Genomic DNA, 19,594 nt, shown 5'->3' with positions numbered 1-19,594 from the left:
GAGTGCTGACTATGAATAAACTGATTTTTTTGCAGGCGAATGCTACTCAGCCCTCCGACTGGGTATTGTTTTTTGGCCATTTTCACCCACTGATTGTCCACCTGCCGATTGGATTTTTGCTCATTGCGGGCTTGCTCGAAATTGACCGCCTGACCCGGCGTAATTCGGTTAGTCCGCATACAATTACACTGATTTTATTCTGGTCGGCGGTAAGTGCAACGATGGCGTGCGTGTTTGGTTATATGCTTTCGCTGGGCGGAGGCTATGATACGGAAACACTCAATAATCATAAATGGGAGGGAATTGGCGTAGCAGCGTTTGCCTGGATTGCCTGGGCTGTAAAATCGGAGAATCTGGGCCGGGTGATCCCCTTTGCGCAATTGATGTACCTGCCTGCGCTTGGCGTATCGCTGCTGCTGTTACTGGCGGCTGGTCATCAGGGCGGAAATCTAACCCACGGTTCCGATTTCCTGACTCAGTATGCACCCGGCCCCCTGAGAACACTGGCTGGCTTACCGTCGAAACAGAAAGAATTTAAAGCGGAGCCGATTACCGACGTTAATCAGGCAATGGTGTATAAACAGATTATCAATCCTATTCTTCAGACGCGTTGCGTTCAATGCCATAATGCCGATAAGTCAAAGGCTGGCCTTCGGCTGGATTCGCCCGAAATGATAAAGAAAGGCTACGAAGATGGCCCTGTTTTCGTCGCAGGTAAAAGTAGTACCAGTGAAATGGTGAAAGTTTGCTTACTGCCCGAGGAAGATGATCACCACATGCCGCCAAAGGGGAAATCGCAGCTTAGTGAAGGGCAGATTGCCTTATTAACCTGGTGGATCGATCAGGGGGCTTCTTTTGATAAAAAAGTGTCGGAGTTAGCCGTAAACGACGCCATCAAGCCCGTATTGGCATCGCTGGGTGGTAGTGGTTCGACCAATGCTTCCTCAGGCAGTGGAATTGCTGCAATGGGCCCTGCGCCCGAATCGCCCGTGCTGACAATGAAAGTTCCGGCCGCTGACCCTAAAGTAATTGAGGAACTGAAGAAAACCGGTTTACTGGTCTTACCGCTCTCGAAAGAACAGAATCAACTGGAAGTTAGCGCAGTTAATGCACGAACCTACAATGATGCACAAGCGGCTTTGTTGCCCAAACTCAGTAACCAGATTGTTTGGTTGAAACTGGGTGAGACCGACATATCTGATGCGACATTAGCGCAGCTATCCAAATTGAAAAACCTGCAAAAACTACATCTGGAGCAGACAAAAATAACAGACGCTGGCCTGAAACAACTCAAAGGGCTGGCCAATCTCGAATACCTGAACCTGTATGGTACGGCAGTGACGGACGCTGGTCTGGCGGAGCTGACAAACTTGAAAAGTCTCAAAACGGTTTACCTCTGGCAAACAAAAGTAACTGCGCAGGGACTGGCTACCCTGAAAAAAACGATGCCAAAACTAGATGTTGTTGGCGGCATTGATGAGCAGGCCGTTGCCGCATTTGCCAAAGCTAATTCGGCTTCCGAAAAGCCGGACGAATCCAAAAAGAATTAGGGCGAGTAATTGCTAAACCTGGCACGCATACCCCGTCAACCCATTGTTCTAGCCCAGGAAATGGCGAAAACGGTCCAGCCGTCTGGCTCAGTTTGTAGTGAAAACGAAAAGCCGTGATTCAGTAAAATCTCCCGAGTTAGGGTCAGACCGATTCCCTGTCCGTTGGGGCGGGTACTATAAAAAGGGTTGAATAAATTAGCCACTACCTCCTCCGGAATAGGAGCACCGTTATCACGAATGATCAGGTGACTGGGTGTAATCAGCACCTCTACACGATTGCCTGGCTCACAAGCCTCAATCGCATTTTTGACAATGTTGACCAGTACCTGCTCCAGTTGCCCTAAATCGACGGGGTGCATAACCGGAGTATCGGGAGCCGTGATGGTTAGTGCTACATTACCGGCTTCGGCCTGTGGTTGCATAAGCCGCACAACGTTACGGGTTAACTCAGCCATATCGCTGGGAGACAGGTTCGGCTGAGGTAGCCGCACAACGTCGGCAAAGCGACGCATGAAGCGATTAAGCCGGTCGTTGCGGTCGATCGCTACCCGAACGGCTCGCTTTAGCTCAGAGTCGGGTAGTTCAGATTCAGTCACGCTCAGAATGGAGTTTACGGCCCCAATGGAGTTATTGACCTCGTGTGCCATCATCCGAATTACTTTGCTGTATGCTTTCTTTTCAGAAGCCAGAATCTCAGGCGTTAACTCTTCAATGATCAGAAACGATCGGCGAAAGCCCCGATCGATGAAATTGGACCGTAGTACTTTGTAGGTTTCAATCCCGTTGGGCTTCATCACCCGCGACTCGCCGTCGGCCAGATCGGCCATGTGAGCCAGCAAGGAGTAACCCAGCTCCGCCAACCGTTTCATGAGCATTTCGTCCGCTTGCATCCCCAGAAGTTGGCAAGCCTTGGGATTAACGGATGCGATCCGATCGTCGAAATCAAAGATCAGTATGGCAATTGGAGCGGCTTCAATCAATTTGTTAAGGAAGAACTGCTGCTCAACCTGCCGGGTACGCTCTTGCCGAAGCTGGTCGATCATCAAGTTATAAACCGTAATCAACTCATCGACTTCGTAATTGCCAGTCGGTACGAATTTGACGGTAAAGTCTTTATCCCGAATCGCTTCAATTCCTGACGCAATGAATTCCGACGGCTGCTGAAAGGCCCGATAAATACGAATGGCTACGTATACCGAAATCAGAATCAGAACCTCTGAGGCAATAAACAATGCTTTTTGTTCTCTCAATACCCAGCCGATTAAAGCGACCAGCGCGAGATGAACCGTAATAATGTAAATCAGGTAACGCGTACGCAGGCGTAAGTTCATTCCTCAGTTGTATAGGGAATGCCAAATTTCTCTAATCGGCGGTAGAGCGCAAAACGAGTGATGCCCAGCGCTCTGGCAACTTTGGCAACCCGATTGTTATGAAAGGCCATGGCCTGTTGAATCATCTGGTATTCCATCTCTTCGAGCGTCATGGTTCCTACTTCGGGCAGGGAGCGGGTAGCCTGGAGTTTGGGACTCACAGTGAGGTTTTGTTCGAAGTCGGCGATCGTTAATTTGTCGTTATGGGCCAGTAGTACCGTTCGCTCTACGACATTTTTCAACTGGCGGATATTGCCGGGTAACGACAGCGTTTTGAGCCAGTTCATCGCTTCTTTGCCGATGTGCAGATTGGGCCGTCCGTAGAGTGTTTTCAGGTTATTGACAAAAAAAGTCGCCAGCCTGGCAATGTCTTTTGGACGTTCGCATAGGGAAGGTAGTCGTACCGTGATGAGGTTGATCCGATAGAGCAAATCTTCCCGGAATAACCCTTTAGCGACCATATCTTCCAGGTTTCGGTTTGTCGCGCAGATTACCCGCACATCAACCGTTCGGCTTTTGCTGCTGCCCAGCGGCTCGAATGTTCGATCCTGCAATACACGTAGTAATTTTACCTGACTGGCCGGGTCGAGATCACCGATTTCGTCCAGAAAAATACTGCCTTTGTTGGCCAGTTCAAATCGCCCTACGCGGTCGGTTCGGGCATCGGTGAAGGCTCCACGAATATGCCCGAATAGTTCGCTTTCAAATAGTGTCGATGAGATACCACCCAGATTGACTTTGACAAATGGCTGTCGTTTTCGTCGACTATTCTGGTGAATGGCTTCTGCAATGAGTTCTTTGCCCGTACCACTCTCGCCCGTAATGAGTACCGGAGCATCGGTAGGTGCCACGCGTCCAACGGTTTTCAGAATAGTTAACAGGGTTGGATCTTCGCCAACGATGTTATCAAATGAAAATTGCTGATCAAGCTCCCGACGATCGGGTGAGACTGGATCTGACTGGGCCAGGTTTAGGGCCGTTCTGACCGACTGAACCAAGTAATCATTCTGCCAGGGCTTGGTAATGAAGTCTTTGGCTCCAGCTTTCATGCCTTCCACGGCAAGATCGATGCTGCCCCAGCCCGTTATCAGAATGACTGGCACATCCGGCAGGCGCTCCCGAATCCGACGTAGTAAGCGTAAGCCATCATCACCGGAGGTATCGACGGAGAAATTCATATCCAACAGAATGACTTCCGGCGTTTCCTCCTGCAAAATCTCGAAGGTATCAAAGGGCCCGTCGGCCGTACGTACCTTGAACCCTTCTTTCCTGAACAGGAGTGAAAGAGACGTCTGGATGGCAATATCGTCGTCGATGATGAGGAGCATGCTGGTCTACTGGCGAATGGACAAGGGATACTGTAAAATGATGGTTTTGAGGTTTTTGGGATTTACAGCATTCACTCCCTGCTCATTCTTCATGAAGCGCTACGGCTGGTTGAATGGTTGCAGCCTGCCGACTCGGGAATAAGGCACAGAGCGTAACGATCAGATAGATGACTATGATCGAAACGACAATGGCTGTTATATAGACATTTGCGTGTAAGTCAAATACGTTCAGGAGTGGAAATTGAGCGGCAAATAACAAACCAACCAGCATTCCAAAGGTGGCCAGCACCCAAATTTCACCAATAAACTGTGTCGAAATGCCTTTTTCGGTAGCCCCCAATGCCCGGCGCAATCCTATTTCGCTCCGTCGTTTAGCAATGCTCAAATTAAGAACGCCAAATAGGCCAAGTGCAACATTGATCAGCAGAAAGCTACACACGATCAGAAAAATTATTACAGGAACGAGTGTAAGATTATGCTGGTTTTTTCGGGAATCGGCCAGGTGATCGACTTCTACACTCCATCCTGTCAACATCGACGTGATATTCTTTACTATTTTGGCTTCAAACACTGCATCTGTTCCCGGTTTTACCCGAATAAGCAGCAAATCGTTCCAGGGACTTTTGGCATTTAGTAGTTCAAATATGGCGGGTTTATCGGCCATAAATTCGCCTTTCGCCTTAAAGGTATTAACCGTGCCCACTACCTTAAAGCGTTCGCCAATGATCTTTCCCATTGGGTTTTCATCACCGAACAAGCCTTCTTTCGCCTTTTGATTGATGATAACGGGCGTGTATTTACCGATGCTGTCAGCATTTCTGTACCACTTCCCAGTCGCCATGGGAATATCGAGTGTTTTGGCGAAATTATCGTCAGTTACGTAAAAATCAGCCATTATCTTTTTTTTGTTGTACTCTACCCCATTGTTCATTGAGTTTGCTGAAAATGGAAAATTACTGCTCATTCTGGTAGCTGATTCTACATCGGCGTATGTCTTTAACTGCTGCAGGGCTCGTTGAATTTTCTGCTCGACATCGGTAGTGTCCTGATTACTTTTCAGACTGATTGCCCAAACGTTTTTGTACTCAAAACCTAAAGGTTGTGTGTAATTCCCAACGTTATAGACAATCAGCGAAGCGAGCCCAAAGAGGACCATAAATGAAGCCCAGATCTCTATCATCAATAGAGCATGGGTTTTCTTCTTGTTCCAGATTAATTTGAAAAGATGACGGATCATGGTATAAAGAGTAAATGAAAGAGCGAATTCGTGAAAGAGTGAATGAGCGAAAGAGAGAATGCGTGATTAGCAGGTGAAAATCTTGCGCCGGCATTTCACTCTTTCATTCATTAAGCTTTAAGTGCTTCGGCAATGTTAAGTTTTGACATTCGTAAGGCCGGTAGCACGCCCGATAAAAGACCGAATATGAGACAGACCAGTATGCTGATAATAAATACGTTAATGTTGATCGTTAGATCGGCATAAGCGATCCATCCACTGTTGTTGATGAGCTGGATGATAATAAACGTGAGCACGAGAGCAATGGCGCCACCAATGAAGGTGATGAAAATGTTTTCGACAATAAACTGCCACACAAGCGCTTTTACGGGAGCACCAAATGCTTTTCGTATACCTATTTCTGATGCCCTTTCCATAATTCGGCTGACGTTTATATTTACCAGATTGATGGCCGGTAAACCCATGAGCATGAACATAATAAAGCCAATGACGCCAAAAAATATGGTCCTCAGGCCGGGCCCTCCGTCTAAAAGGGTGCCAATGAAATTTTCCAGATATGGATCACTTTTTACCTCCAGTACCGAGTACTTAAACCCATCCTGATTGCCCGGTAATGGAATTCGGTTTATATGATTTTGAAATTCATCCTGAATCGCTTTCAGGTCAGATTTATTTTTGGCTAATAATATCGCTACATAACCGCCCCGAAATCCAGATCGCTGATAATTACTTTTGGGAGTCGTATACGGGAAATAAACATCCGCATATGTAAACGGCCGGGTAACAGGGCTACCTTTTACCACACCAATTACCTTATAATGAATGTTCTCAATTTCGACATCCTTACCAATGACCGATTCTGTCGTATTACCAAAATAGTGGTTTTTGAAATCGTCGGTAATTACCGCTACATAGTCGCTATTGGCAATATTTTGTTCATTATAGGGTTTCCCCTCCAGAAACTCAAAGTCAGTTACCTGCCAGAAATCGGCATCCGTAAATTTGGTATTAAGCTTTATTTTCTGGGAGCCTACATAGGCGTTCGAACTGTTGATGAACGTGCAGAGCGTTACCCGTTCCGGCGTTTTCAGCGATTTAGCATAGTCTGTCAGAAATTTGAAACTCATAGGGCCCATACTTCTCGAACTTCTGCTCGAATCGGTCTGGAGCATCTGCATGATATAGAGCGACCGATCCCGTTTCGTTTCCGGATAGTGACTTCCAATCAGATGGTCGAGAAAGGAAGTTAGCACCATCAGCACCGTTAAGGTAAGGCTAATGCCAAAGAGCGTGATGAAGGTATAGAACGGATGCCGTAGCAGGACCTTCCAGGCGATTTTTATGTAGTTGATTAACATGGCGCAAAGAGTAGGAGGGGTATGGAACGCGGATACCCGTTGTGATTCGTAAGCCTATAAAGTTGATTTTTCTTCCGATGGGAAGACACGTCCAAGACCGGTCTCCATGCTCAGAGCTCCTTGTCCTATGCTGGAGTCTCCCACCATCGATCCGTCGAACAGTCGCACAAGCCGATGCGTCTTTTTAGCCATCGACTCATCGTGCGTTACCATAATAATCGTGCTCCCGTCGGTATTGAGTTGCTGGAGAATGGCCATGATTTCGTTCCCCATCCCGCTGTCGAGGTTTCCGGTTGGTTCATCGGCCAGAATAATATCAGGACGACCGACAATCGCACGGGCAATCGCTACCCGCTGTTTCTGCCCGCCTGACAACTGGTTCGGAAAGTGCTTTATCCGGTTACTCAACCCCACACGTTCAAGTGCCTGGCGGGCCAGTTCCCGACGTGACGCGCCTGTCGCATCGCCTTTCCGGTAGAGCAACGGGATCTCGACATTATCGAGTACCGATAAGTCGTTGATCAGGTGGAAACTCTGGAAAATAAAGCCAAGTTTCTGGTTCCTGAGCTGAGCCAGTTCTTTGTCGCGATAATGCGTTACAGTCTGACCCCCAATTTCAACGCTACCCTGGCTGGGTGCATCTAACAGGCCCATCAGATTCATGAGAGTCGACTTGCCGCAGCCACTCGGCCCCATGATGGAAATAAACTCACCAGCCCGAATGTCGAGGTTGATGTTCGTCAGCGCCAGCGTCTCGATGCTGCTGGTCCGGTAAACTTTTTCGATGTTTTTGAGAGTAATCATGGCGTTGGGAAATGGATAATGGTGATTGCCGAATGGATGGCGGATGGTCTTGTTCAATTATTCATTCGATCGAATCCATTCTTCATTTTATTTTCTGGTTTGTTTCAAAATCATATAACGTCAATAAGCGAAGCGTATAAAATGCCTGCCAGTAATCGCGTAAGGCCAGAATCGCGTCGCGACGGGCGCGATCTTTGTCCTGTGTGGCAATCCCGAGATCGGTTACACTCAGGTTGCTGAGTTTAAAGCGATCCTGGGCGATCTGATAACGGCTTTGGGCAATTTGATCAGCCTCGGCAGTTAGTTTAACCTGCTGTCGAAGCATTTCCAGCAGGGTTACCTGTGTATAAATCTGCTGCTCAAATGTTCGTTTCGATTGTTCGACCGTTTGAGCCGTAAGTTGCTGGTTGGCGCGGGCCGTTTCGGTTCGGGCCTGGGCTCGTCCCCACGTCATAATGGGAAGCGTAAACTGTATTTCAACAAACTCCCGATCCTGTGGGCGTACGTATACATCGCCAGGCCGATTGCCTCGATTCGACAAGCCAAAAGCAGCATTTAAGGTAGCATTTAGACCGTTTTCTTTACGTGCTTTGTCCAGATCGCGATCGGCTTCGAGAACCTGACGACGAAAGGCGATAGATGCGGAGCGATTGGCAAATGCTTCAGCCAGGGCCTGGTTGATGTCGACCGAAAAATCGGTCAGCTGTGTCGGCACGACTAATTCGAATCGTTGCGGTTGCCCGCTACCTTCGTTTCTAGAGTTCAGATATGATCGCAGTTTCAATGACGCGACTTCGGCTGTTTGGCGCGCCGATGCCAGATCTTTTTTTGCATTCAGAACGCTTAGCTGCAACTGAAGCAGATCATTTTGTGAGATTTTCCCCAGCTCCAGCTTATGTTCGGCTATTTTGAAGAGGGTATCGTTATTGGCGCGGTTTGTTTCGGCAATCTGAAGATTCACCTGCGAGACCAGTAAGTCAAAATACAGACCTGTGGCATCAAGGGCAACCTGTTCGAGAGCCTCGATGTATTGCTGGTTACTTTCAGCGTAGCGTAGCGGTTCGGTCCGGCGGTCCCATTTCATCTGGTTGAATCGAAACAGCGGCTGAGTCAGGCCGATTGCGAAAGGAATTCCGTTATAAAGTGTGCTGCTATTCAGGAAGTTATCGAATCGCTGGAGTTGTTGTTGTATAAAGATTGAGCCACCTGTTAGTGGAATATTCTGACTCAGCGAGAGGTTCAACACTGAGTTATTATTCGAAACGGGCTGAAACGCAATGGTTCCATCGGGTTGTGTGACCTGAACAAACGAGCGTGTAAAGCTCGGTAACGAGCCATCGAGACTCAACTGCGGTTTAAAATCAGCCAGAAATGAGCGGTATTTCCAGTAATTGGTTTTCTGCAAGGTAGACGCCTGTTTGCCCGCTATCGACTGTTCGCGGGCTAGTTGCACTACTTCATCGAGCGTAAGCTTCTGGGTTTGTGCCACGGCCAGATGGCTCATAAGAGGCCATAATAGTCCTAAACCCCATTTTGTCAGCGAGCGTATCAATTTGTCCGTTTCAGTAAAAAGTGCGCTCATCGTCAGGGCTTGTTAGGGTCAATAGTGAGTTGTTCGAGGTGTTCATACTCACTCAAATCCGTCAGAATAACCCGGTCGCCAGCCTGCAATCCACTCTTGATCTCTACCCAGTCGAAGTTTGACAGTCCCAACTGTACTTCCCGTCGGGTAGCCACAGTCGGGCTGGTCATAACATACACAAACTGCTTCCGTTTACCCTTAAAGGCAGGCCCATTGGCTACCCGCACAGACTGAGCAACCCGGTTTGTGACGATAAATACCTCGACTTTCTGATTGGGACGCAGTGAGGTATGGTGGTTATCGTCCAGATCTACTGCAAACTGCACCACACCATTCTGGACAGACGGTTTTACCTGAGTAATCTGTCCGCGAAGGGAGGTTTCATTGATTTTTACGATTACTGGAAGGCCTACTTTTACCTGTTCGGCATAAATATCGGAGCAGGAACCTTCTACGCGAAAACTGCCCAGATCAGCCAATCTTGCGAGCATTTCGCCCTCGTTTACGGCCGAACCAATGTGTTCATTTACCCAGGTCAGCACACCTGCCCGGTCGGTGAGTATGTCGGCCTGCTTAAGTTTATGATCGAGTACCTTAAGATTAGTCGCTTCAATTTGTGCCTGTAATTCAGACTCTTTCAGGCTGGCGCTCATCGACTGACGGTTGTAGGCCAGATCGTTCTCCAGTTGTTTTTTTTCTAATTGGGCAATTTGCAGAAGGTTTTCGGCGCGGGTTACGTCTTCGGGTGTTTGACCACCAACTTTCAGCAGGCGTTTGGCATCGCCAAGCTCGGCCTTGAGTTTATTGATCGTCAGTGATTTGATCTGATCATCGACATCGGCATCGTAGAGTTCCTTGTTGAGTTTCAGTCGCAGTTGTTCAATGCTATTTTTTTTGAGCGCAAGCTGATCTGCAATTTTTTCGTACTCAATCTGGGTCAGTGATTTATCAAGCTCAAGAATGGGCTGGTTGGGCCGAACACGGGTGCCGGGTGTGAGCAATACCCGCCGGATGCTGGCGCGAATGGGGCTGGTTATGATTTGTTCGTAAGCTGGAATAATCTCACCCGTAGCGCTCAGGGTATTTTCAACGTAACCGATTTGGGCAATGGCCGTTCGGATTTTGCTGGCTTCAACGGATGTTTTCAGGATCTTTTGAAACCAGACGATGCCACCCGCCAACGTGATAAACACGACGGCGCCAATCAGCCAACTTTTTCGGCGGGTTCGGGCAACAAGTTCGGGTGCTAATTCGCGGTCCATGTTTGGCTAGTGTAGTTACCTACCAGGTATGCCAAACACTATGCCATCTATAAGTGATTGTATATGAGGGTATTGCTTGAAATTGCTATATAAAAACTGTGCGAAATCGCACAAGATGTGCGATTTCGCCCGATTGGGAAAGACTCCAGAATTCTATAGCATATCAATGTGTAGAATCTCAGGTCATTTTAGTGGGAAGCTGTGCCACGGCTTCCCACTAAAAACCTGTTATTGAAGGGTCAACTTTTCCGGTTGGGGTTTATAAGTGGAACCGGCCGGTTTTACGGCAACCAATGTGATTATTGCTGATAAGAAGAGAGAGCCAGCCATAAAAATATAGGAAGCGCCGAACCCACCGGTTGTTCCGTTTAAATAGCCAACAATATAAGAGCCAACAAATGACCCTAAAGCACCTAAACTGTTGATCAGGGCCATAGCACCACCCGCCACGTTTTTGGGTAAAACATCTGGAATAATTGCAAAAAACGGTCCATAGGGCGCATACATCGCACCGCCGGCAATGATCAGGAGTACGAAGGATATCCAGAAGTGATTTACGCCAATTAAATATGAGCCATAGAAGGCAATGGCACCTAATAATAAAAACGGCCAGACAAATATCTTTCTGTTCAGGGTTTTGTCGGAAAAATAGGAGGCACTTAACATACCGATTATGGCCAGCACGTAGGGTACTGATGACAGCCAGCCGGTTTTTACAATGTTCATGTTTGGGGCAGCATTGATAATGGATGGAAGCCACATAACAAATCCATAGACACCAATACTCCACAAGGCATATTGCAGACTCAACAGAATAACAATTCGGGATTTAAACGCTTCTGCATAGTTTTTAACAGGTTTAATTCCTTGCTGCTCTTGCTGTAACTGCTCTTCTACAGCCAACTTTTCAGATTCGGTTAACCAGGTAGCATCTTTTGGCTTATCATCGACTAACCGCCACCAGAAGAATGCCCAGACTATGGCTGGAAGCCCTTCCAGAATAAACATCCATCGCCAACCAACCGCTTTGATTAAATAACCCGATAGAACTGACATCCAAAGTATAGTTGCCGGATTGCCAAGAATTAAAAACGTATTGGCCTGGGAACGTTCAGCTTTTGTAAACCACCGGCTTAAAAAAAGCAGCATGGCCGGCATGACGGCACTTTCGACGACACCAAGCATAAAGCGAATAACAATCAATAAATTGACATTGCTAATTATTCCGGTTGCCATGGCTAATCCACCCCACAGAATTAACGACCAGAAAATTAGCTTTTTCGCACTTCTGTTTTCCGCGTAGATCGCGCCGGGTACCTGGAAGAAAAAATAACCGAGAAAGAAAAGAGATCCCAACAAGGAAGACATGGAGGGCGTGATCTTTAAATCAGTAGCCATTCCACTGGCCGCTCCAAATCCAAAATTTGCTCTGTCGAGATAAGCAAGACTATAAGTAATGAACGCTATGGGTATCAGACGATACCAGCGGGATTTTGCTAAGGGTTGTCCCATTTTAAGCTTACTTTTATGAATATACGTACTGATTTAAAACCTGTGTTTGACCCCCACGAGCATCAGAAAGAATAAAAAATAGAGACTAACTAGTATAAGCAGATAAAGTTTCGGTCACTCACCACTTGTCAATGCTAGTCCGGTACTAATTTATTTGTCAAAACTACCCGCCTTATAAAGACCGGTGAACCCTTTAATAAGACAGTCAGCTGCCTATTTTCCTCTATATTGGGGGTTATTCCTCAGAATTTATTTGAACACTATCTCTAATGAAGGACAAATCGTCTTTATTAACTTCTGATCGGATCGTCGAAGAATTGAGAGGGAGGGAAATAAGTATGGCTTCTATTAACGATGGAAGAAACAGGATATAGCACATAAATGCCTTTTAACCATACAGCTATTAGTTGGCTTTATAGATTGTCATTGAAGCGGTTTTGCGATACGAACAATTGCAGAAAATATACTGATAGGAAGTGGACTTGCCCGATAAGTAAATTAAAGATGATGAATCACTGACAGGAAAGGAATTTGGCTAAAACTGTTTGGGCGGGGTATTGACATAATATTATAACTGGATCAGTTCATCAAGTCTTCTGGCAACTTGTTTCTGATAGAGCTGCGATTTAGCCATTTGCCGCTCATAGCGATCAATTTCCAATTTATAGTGGAGTATAAGTCTGGATCTTATGGATTGATCCTGAATTCCCCCTTCAGCTCTTACTAATAAAGCTTTGAACCTGCTGATAACTAGTTTTTGGCTTGATAAACTAGCCTCGCATTGATGCATCCGTTTCCTGGTCAAGTCAATCAAGTCTTGATCAACGATAGAAATAGAGCGAACAGGTTGGCTTAACAGATATTTCCATTCAATCTCTAATTGTTGTATAGGCTCCAGGCAAGGAAAACCGTCAAATACCTCCAGAGGGAGTTGACTCTCCTTACCATTCTCGATAAGCAATACCTTGACCAGAGTTTCTCCACCTGCGACTACCGTATTAAGAAAGTCAAAACCAACCTCAAGTTTATCGAGCATGCAGGAAAATTCCCGAAATTGGGCCTGGTGGTCTAAGATGGTTAGGCGGAATAGCATACAATTTATTTAATCGGTTTAAAAACTCATTGATTTTAGAAACTGTAGTCATGTGACCTCAACATCTGCTTTTATGCTTGAAGTAATTAAACAACTAGTTTTGACCAATTGATTTAACAATGTACGATAACTAAACCAGATTGTGAACAAAAAGTCTTTTGATAAAACCTGAATGGCTTTAAATGGCAGGGATTAGATTGTGTATAAGGCCATTGCCAGAAACATTACTGGCCTCAAGACAAGGTCGACTCATCAAGAAAGGGGAACCAGGCTCAGAGCATAGGAAAAAAATTAGATACCTGTCCAATTAGGATAGGTTTGTGCGAAGTTAAGTAATCGGATTAATCGCTGAACGGAAGGGAATTTTTAAGAGGTATCTATGATTTTTTATTTTTTTGAAACTGTTGCTTTAGGATATAACTTAGCCAGTAACAAAAAGTAGTAGATAGGTTTATTTATGCCCTGCCTGCTTGATCAAAGTTCGCTGAAAATTACCAATTGGTTAGTAGATCTATCTATAGGTAACGGAAAATTACATTGATAAATCCAATAAAACGCCCGTTTAAAGTAAGTGGTAAAAGCAGCAGGAAATTTTACTATTAATCAATATAATTCAAAAAAAGCTACGTCATAGGAAAATGGGCGCATATTTACTTCCTATAAATTTTATGTTGGATTAACACTAGTAAGTTGCTGGAATTTATGACCGCAAAATAAGTATGAACGTTATATTTGTAGCTTATTAGAAGACCGTATCGCGATTGTATTCACCCTAACCTTGATAGTTTAGTTATGTTATTTGAAATTGGAAGCGCTGTTGAGTCAACGATTTATGGATATCAGGGGTCCATTGACCTAATAGCACCTAACTTCTGGCAGGTTTATGACGGACCCAAATCGGAAGGTATGTGGTGGCTGAATCAGCAAAGCGTTGAACCTACTAAAGATCAAATAAATAATGAACGTTGGTATCATGTAAAAGGCTTTGGGAAGGAAAGCTTTTTCTCCTGCGAGTCTCGTTTACGACTTATTTCGCCAGTTAACTTCAAAGATCCATTAAGTTTTGATGGACAAATTGCCAGCGTTGAGAACCAGGCCGGTCGATTATGTCTGATATTAGATAAGCGGATAGAGTCCTGGTCTGGAAAGATGCCGACCCTGACTATCCAAAATCCAACGGTAACCCCTTTTGTTGGCGATTGGATTTATGGAACTAGTCAGTCTGTTTCGATTGCTGCTGATGGACTTATTTATCCGTATAGACGTGATCAGGATATACTAACCCAAGGCTGGTAACACCGGGCTGTGAATCAGGAAGTGGTTTCGGTTTACCCGACTAGATAGATTCTTTTTGATCAGGCCGATCTAATCTTCAACTACAATGGGGAGTCAAAGCCTTGGCTAACTAAGGTTTGGATTCGAGGAAGCCATCTCACCTGCTTCGGTTGTGCGGCTACTAGTAAAAAGTGACTTGCCCATGAATAAGAAGCTCCGCCGTACTAAGGAATAGGATGATTCACACTCCCTTCTCATAGCTGATCGAAGAACATAAGGGGCAGGGCCGGTGGGTGATAATTATTTGGCATTTTACTTATATTTTTTGACCAATATCTGGTTACTACCCCTACCTTAGAACCTATATTCATATTCAAGTTTAATTTTATGCTAAATTATAAGGGCCAGAATTATAGTTTTTATGCAGCCAGATTAAAAGCATTCTGTTGTAAATTTTATTAAATCACTAGAAAAAGAATAACTATTTTCGGCTGCTTTGGGTCGATGTTTTTGTGAGGTAGTTTATTAATAAAAACAAACACTATTTTACAAATTTAGGCGCGGAATAATACCTTATTTCCTGCTGTATTGTATAAGGTTTATTGTTAAGATAATAATGACTAAGTGTTTATTTTTTTTATAAATTATCTCATCAACTTATGCAAAAAGATCATTAATATTTAGACTGGAAGAAGCCTTGTTGTGAGATAATGTACCTGGCTTCTTGATGTGTGAAGCTTTGTGCCGGATCAGGTTTTAAATTAATCAATAGCAACTATAAAAATTAAACTATTTATTTAACTACTAATCCTTTGTAAGATCGCTAATGTCACGGAGTAGTGATCCTATTGATAGCTAGAAAGTTTTTGCAAAATTTATTTCATCCATCCAGGCGCTGTAATGCTTAAATGCATTCATCCAGGTGCCAGTTTTTGCGAAGTTTACGAATGATAGGGCCAAACATTTCCAGGCTTAGGGGCTTAGAGATAAAGTCATTAGCCCCTAATTCATAAGCTCGGTACCGATCATCGATTGCACTTGATGTCGTTAGAATAGCAATTGGTGTATCTTTATAAAGTGGATTACTTCGCAAAACGGACAAAGCCTCCAGCCCATTGAGACGGGGCATATTGACGTCCAGAATTATTAGACAGGGATGCGAATCGGTTTGTGCCAATGCATCAAGCAGAACGAGTCCGTCCTGCGCAAAAACAAGCTGACATTCCGGGCTATGTTGTTGAAAGGCTAATTGTAATAAAAAACGATCGTCTTCATCATCATCGGCGACAAAGACAGCCTGAGAAGCATTCTGTTCCATCTTAAATCTGTTACGGTAGCGATGGCGAATATACGAATAAATAAACCCTGTGTTTTAACTGATAAGCCTTTCTAAATGGAATTGTCAGTCCCGTCTCAATTCTACCAGCCTTCAATAGAAATACACAAAGTATGAGTAGTAATCGCGATTATAAAAACCCGGTAGCCCCACTACGAGCTACCGGATCGCGGTTAAACTACTCCACAAAGCACGTTGCATGATGAAGTTGACGTAAAATTACAAGTTAGTCATTGACTCATCAAGAAGCGTTGATTCATATGTAAAAATTAGATTTGTAGTTTAGATCAAATCCATAGAGGAACATTTCATGCTACATAAAGCGTAAGGAAATGCTAAAATCGACTCCACTCTGCTGCATATAGTGATCAATCTATTCGGCCCCGCCGAATAGTGGATACAGACAAAGCTTAACGTTTCCCCGTATCGACATGTAAAACAACGTTTAGCTATCAAAATGCTATGGAGAAAGGACATTTAGTGCGTTTTGGCGGAGTAACAATGAACACGAAATCTCTTTGTTTCAAAAACGGCTGAATGATCAAGTCTCTGATGCAAATGAAATACCACCTCTTGAACAACATACACAGGCAGATCAGGCAAATTGACTCATGCGTTTTTAGGGGCGTTTTTGATAAAACAATACTGGGCGTGGTATTGATGCTGGTAGTGACTACTTCCGCTCCTTTTGCTCAGGTACCAAAAGGATATAAAGGTAAGCCGTTTAAAGATGCTGAATATACACAGGGTGCGCAGCTAATACCCGGACGCCTTGAACTGGCTTACTATGATCTGGGTGGAGAAGGTATCGCTTATCACGATACCGACCTAATTAATAATGGAAGTGGGAAACTCAATCGTGAACCCGACCATCAGCGACCAGGCGTACCCGAATATCTGGTGCATTTTCGGGCCAATGAAGGTGTTGATATTTCGTTTACAAAGGACTTTGCGGATTTCAATCATCCCAATAAAGTTGATCCCAAAGTAAACCAGTTATATATTGGCTGGCAGGATGATGGCGAATGGACCAATTATACTGTTGACATAAAAGTACCAGGCCTCTACAAGATCATTACTGTTTATGGCTTTCAGGATAACAAATCGTCGTTATGGCTGAATAATAAAAAAGCCGTTGACCTGATACTGCCTGAGAATACCGGGGATTTTCATCGGTGGACCCAGGCTACCGTTGGTGAAGTTACCTTTCCCGTAGCAGGGACCAATCTGCTTACCTTACACTACAACAAAGGGTCTAATCTTGCTTATCTCGACTTCGTGCTCGTTAAGCAACTACCAGCAACCAAAAAGTAATAAAAGTTTAGTATCAGCGAATACTGGATCAGCTTTCTCACTGATTTGCTGACTAAAGGTATAATTTATTGAGCCTATCGCATTAGCCGTAATTTTCAGGAAAGGAATGCCCAGAGGGTGATGGCTTATACGACCGATTCACCAGTGATTATTGCAGCAGATTAGCTTAAATATTCTTTAGTAAACGTGATCGGCAGCTAGGCAATAGGAAGCCGTTCGAAGCACAATTTTTCTGGATCATCGCTGTCTATTTGGTAAAATCCGTTTTTAATTAATGCCCCGATCGATGCTTTATTCGTGGGTAATGTATGGGCAATGATTCGTTTAACACCTATTTGTTGCCATCCATGATTCAGTAGGGTAGCAATAACTTCGGTGGCTATGCCTTGGCCTCGCCAAAACTCAGAAACCGAATACCCAATTTCGAGTACTCCTTCCGTACTGGGTGGGCCAAAATAACCACCGGCAGCCACTAAAGTAGCTGGTGTTGTTGTCGTTGGATAAGCAATAACGTACCAGCTATACCAGCCAATTGCATCCCGTCCACCGGCTAGAAGTTGGTCCAGAAAAAACTGAATGGCATCTTTATCATATTCGCCTGGCGGCCAGTCAGAAGGCGTATCTACATTGAGTAATTGAGCTAACTGTAAAGTATCTTCTAGCTCAGCTTGCAATAAAGTTGGTGAGCTGGCAATAAATAGCAGACGTGGTGAATAAAGGAAAGGCGAATACATTAAATAAAATGACTGATACGGCCACAAATGAACGTTATTCTGGTCAATAGAACGATACCTCACAACAAAACTCAAAAGATAGTATCTTTATTATAGCACTAAATAAGACCAGGTCATGTCAAAGAAAGGGTTTTCATTGCCGTTACGAATTGGGAAACGTGGAATTGGTCAAGCCAGGGTAGGGCAACTGGCGATCGGAGCTCTGGCTGTTGGTGCTTTAGCTGTAGGAGTCTTGGCGATCGGAGCCCTGGCCGTTGGGCAATTGCGCATTGGACGAGCTAACATTCGTAAACTTCGAATTGGCGAACTGGAAGTAGATCAGTTAGTTGTCAAAAAAAACTGGGCTGACAAAAGAGGACAATGAAGCCTAATGATTTAGTCATTGCTTCTTTTAATAACAGATATATCATTTGGTAAGTGGCGTAAAACAACTTGACTAAATGTTTATGACTGGCGTTCAGGATAGCTCGAGTCGCTTTGAGGTGTAGTGTTATTTTGTTTACACTGCCAGCGGTGAATAATCCTGGCGCTAATACGATTCAAACTCGTCGGTGAGTGATGAGTTTAGGCCGGTGTTTATTCCAGAGAAAATACATAAATACGCTTATTTGCCGGTTAATTAATTCATTAGTCCTTTACAAGTATCTCTTTACAGCAGCGTAGCTTTAAATGGGGAGCTGTATATAATGAGATAGACGCCATTCGTACGGTTCACCCTGTCAGGTTTTATTGTCTGGCAGGGTTAATTATTAGTTGAATAGAAAGAATATCGTCCGACTTTTTAGTTGGCGGAGTTTCATCGTTTATCATTGATGGGACTAACTGATTTTTTTTTCGAATAAAACAGGCGCTAATTATCTCCTGAAAAGCCTATGTCGTGAGTACATTTGCTCTGATCTGTTAAACGCCAAACTAAAGATCATATCGTCTTAAATAGATAACTCTGGCGGTCACTTCTGTGATTAATAGCCAATGAAAAAGCCCGACTTCAAAATGAGCCGGGCTTTCCGCTTCTATCCACACCAAAACAAACTTGTTCGAAGAACAAAGTTTGTTTTTCAAGGCGAAACTACTATTTGTTATTCACTTATACTAAAGAAAGGCCCGACTGCAACAAGATGCGGCCGGGCTTCAGGTAGTATAGAGTGGCATACTGGTATGGTGAAGCGGGAAGCCTCGCTAGAGAAATAACGGAGAAGTGAGGCAAACCTATTGATTAAGAGTGAAAAAGTATCGGCAACTAATCCATTGGAGTCAATTTGGAGCCTATAAATAGGAAAAACTCCATCGCCAAAAAATAGAACAGGCTATCAGATTTAAAGATACACTGCTTTGAATCGGCGGTAGATTGCTTACAATACAGCGATGGAAGTTTTCCTAGGAGGCATTCAGTGAGCTTAAGACAAGAGCCCGCTGGATTCGTTTAGCCTGCTGTTGAAGTTTTAACGTATGTGAATGAAGCCGTTCGATATCCTGATCAAAGCATGACAGTTCATTCATGTCATTTACTAGCTGATGGAGTTCGTCAAACATCGCTTTCCGCAACTGTTCAAGCTCACAGGACGAATACTGACGAAGGGGAAGAGTACCCTTATAGGTTGAAAGACGTTCTACCTGCTCACGTACGGCAATGGTTTGCATTAAAATCTTATACAAATTATAGAACTTGGTGGCAGCCTGCTGCCAGTTTTCTATGGGAGAGAGCAGGTCAGAAGTACGTATGGTAGCGCTCTTGCTAACTTGCTTTTTAGTAATCATCATTATGATTTTGTTGAACGGTATAGGTACCCAATGTGCTATTTGGACGTTCTTGCTTAAACAAAGTCACTTTATTTATTG

The 19,594-nt window shown here is 44.5% G+C and carries 16 protein-coding genes; 4 read left to right on the top strand and 12 right to left on the bottom strand.

Features of this window, described 5'->3' with window-relative positions; genetic code table 11:
- Nucleotides 1–11 precede the first annotated feature (11 nt).
- Complete coding sequence (locus G8759_RS00405) at nucleotides 12–1,550, top strand: c-type cytochrome domain-containing protein (RefSeq protein ID WP_167204237.1); 1,539 nt, start codon at nucleotides 12–14, stop codon at nucleotides 1,548–1,550.
- Between the two features lie 35 nt (nucleotides 1,551–1,585).
- Here the strand turns inward: G8759_RS00405 and G8759_RS00400 are convergent, their stop codons facing one another.
- From G8759_RS00400 to G8759_RS00360, 9 genes are all read right to left on the bottom strand, one after another.
- A complete protein-coding gene (locus G8759_RS00400) occupies nucleotides 1,586–2,881 on the bottom strand; it encodes a sensor histidine kinase (RefSeq protein WP_167204235.1) in 1,296 nt (431 codons plus the stop codon).
- Nucleotides 2,878–4,248 (bottom strand): sigma-54-dependent transcriptional regulator, encoded by a 1,371-nt coding sequence (locus G8759_RS00395; RefSeq protein ID WP_167204234.1) that lies wholly within the window; start codon nucleotides 4,246–4,248, stop codon nucleotides 2,878–2,880. Before G8759_RS00395 ends, G8759_RS00400 begins: the two co-directional genes overlap by 4 nt.
- 82 nt (nucleotides 4,249–4,330) lie before the next feature.
- Nucleotides 4,331–5,485: an ABC transporter permease gene (locus G8759_RS00390; protein WP_167204232.1), complete on the bottom strand. Its 1,155-nt coding sequence runs from the start codon at nucleotides 5,483–5,485 to the stop codon at nucleotides 4,331–4,333.
- Nucleotides 5,486–5,595: 110 nt separating this feature from the next.
- A complete protein-coding gene (locus G8759_RS00385; protein ID WP_167204230.1) occupies nucleotides 5,596–6,843 on the bottom strand; it encodes an ABC transporter permease in 1,248 nt (415 codons plus the stop codon).
- A gap of 54 nt (nucleotides 6,844–6,897) precedes the next feature.
- A complete protein-coding gene (locus tag G8759_RS00380) occupies nucleotides 6,898–7,647 on the bottom strand; it encodes an ABC transporter ATP-binding protein (RefSeq protein WP_167204228.1) in 750 nt (249 codons plus the stop codon).
- An 82-nt stretch (nucleotides 7,648–7,729) separates the two neighbouring features.
- The gene (locus G8759_RS00375; protein ID WP_167218587.1) at nucleotides 7,730–9,151 is read right to left on the bottom strand and encodes a TolC family protein; all 1,422 of its coding nucleotides are present in this window, start codon (nucleotides 9,149–9,151) and stop codon (nucleotides 7,730–7,732) included.
- An 80-nt stretch (nucleotides 9,152–9,231) separates the two neighbouring features.
- Nucleotides 9,232–10,491, bottom strand: coding sequence for an efflux RND transporter periplasmic adaptor subunit (locus tag G8759_RS00370; protein ID WP_167204226.1), 1,260 nt, complete (start codon nucleotides 10,489–10,491; stop codon nucleotides 9,232–9,234).
- Nucleotides 10,492–10,719: 228 nt separating this feature from the next.
- Nucleotides 10,720–12,003, bottom strand: coding sequence for an MFS transporter (locus G8759_RS00365; protein WP_167204224.1), 1,284 nt, complete (start codon nucleotides 12,001–12,003; stop codon nucleotides 10,720–10,722).
- Between the two features lie 568 nt (nucleotides 12,004–12,571).
- On the bottom strand, nucleotides 12,572–13,039 hold the full coding sequence (locus G8759_RS00360; protein ID WP_167204222.1) for a hypothetical protein: 468 nt from the start codon (nucleotides 13,037–13,039) through the stop codon (nucleotides 12,572–12,574).
- Nucleotides 13,040–13,888: 849 nt separating this feature from the next.
- On the opposite strand from G8759_RS00360, the gene G8759_RS00355 reads away from it, so the two are divergent.
- Nucleotides 13,889–14,392 carry a hypothetical protein gene (locus tag G8759_RS00355; RefSeq protein WP_167204220.1) on the top strand — a complete coding sequence of 168 codons (504 nt, stop codon included), beginning with the start codon at nucleotides 13,889–13,891 and terminating at the stop codon, nucleotides 14,390–14,392.
- 883 nt (nucleotides 14,393–15,275) lie between these two features.
- On the opposite strand, the gene G8759_RS00350 is transcribed toward G8759_RS00355, so the two are convergent.
- Complete coding sequence (locus tag G8759_RS00350; protein ID WP_162388949.1) at nucleotides 15,276–15,689, bottom strand: response regulator; 414 nt, start codon at nucleotides 15,687–15,689, stop codon at nucleotides 15,276–15,278.
- A gap of 576 nt (nucleotides 15,690–16,265) precedes the next feature.
- Here G8759_RS00350 and G8759_RS00345 point away from each other — a divergent pair.
- Entirely contained in the window at nucleotides 16,266–17,021 is a 756-nt protein-coding gene (locus G8759_RS00345; RefSeq protein WP_167204099.1) for a carbohydrate-binding protein, read from the top strand.
- A 197-nt stretch (nucleotides 17,022–17,218) separates the two neighbouring features.
- On the opposite strand, the gene G8759_RS00340 is transcribed toward G8759_RS00345, so the two are convergent.
- Complete coding sequence (locus G8759_RS00340) at nucleotides 17,219–17,695, bottom strand: GNAT family N-acetyltransferase (RefSeq protein ID WP_167204218.1); 477 nt, start codon at nucleotides 17,693–17,695, stop codon at nucleotides 17,219–17,221.
- Nucleotides 17,696–17,870: 175 nt separating this feature from the next.
- On the opposite strand from G8759_RS00340, the gene G8759_RS00335 reads away from it, so the two are divergent.
- Nucleotides 17,871–18,119, top strand: a complete 249-nt coding sequence (locus tag G8759_RS00335) for a hypothetical protein (protein ID WP_167204216.1) — start codon at nucleotides 17,871–17,873, stop codon at nucleotides 18,117–18,119.
- 1,013 nt (nucleotides 18,120–19,132) lie between these two features.
- Here G8759_RS00335 and G8759_RS00330 read toward each other — a convergent pair.
- On the bottom strand, nucleotides 19,133–19,516 hold the full coding sequence (locus G8759_RS00330) for a hypothetical protein (RefSeq protein WP_167204215.1): 384 nt from the start codon (nucleotides 19,514–19,516) through the stop codon (nucleotides 19,133–19,135).
- Nucleotides 19,517–19,594 lie beyond the last annotated feature (78 nt).

This window comes from Spirosoma aureum, assembly GCF_011604685.1.
GTDB classification, from domain to species: domain Bacteria; phylum Bacteroidota; class Bacteroidia; order Cytophagales; family Spirosomataceae; genus Spirosoma; species Spirosoma aureum.
The sequence above is the reverse complement of the archived record's forward strand: the minus strand, read 5'-3'. Positions and strand labels throughout refer to the sequence as shown.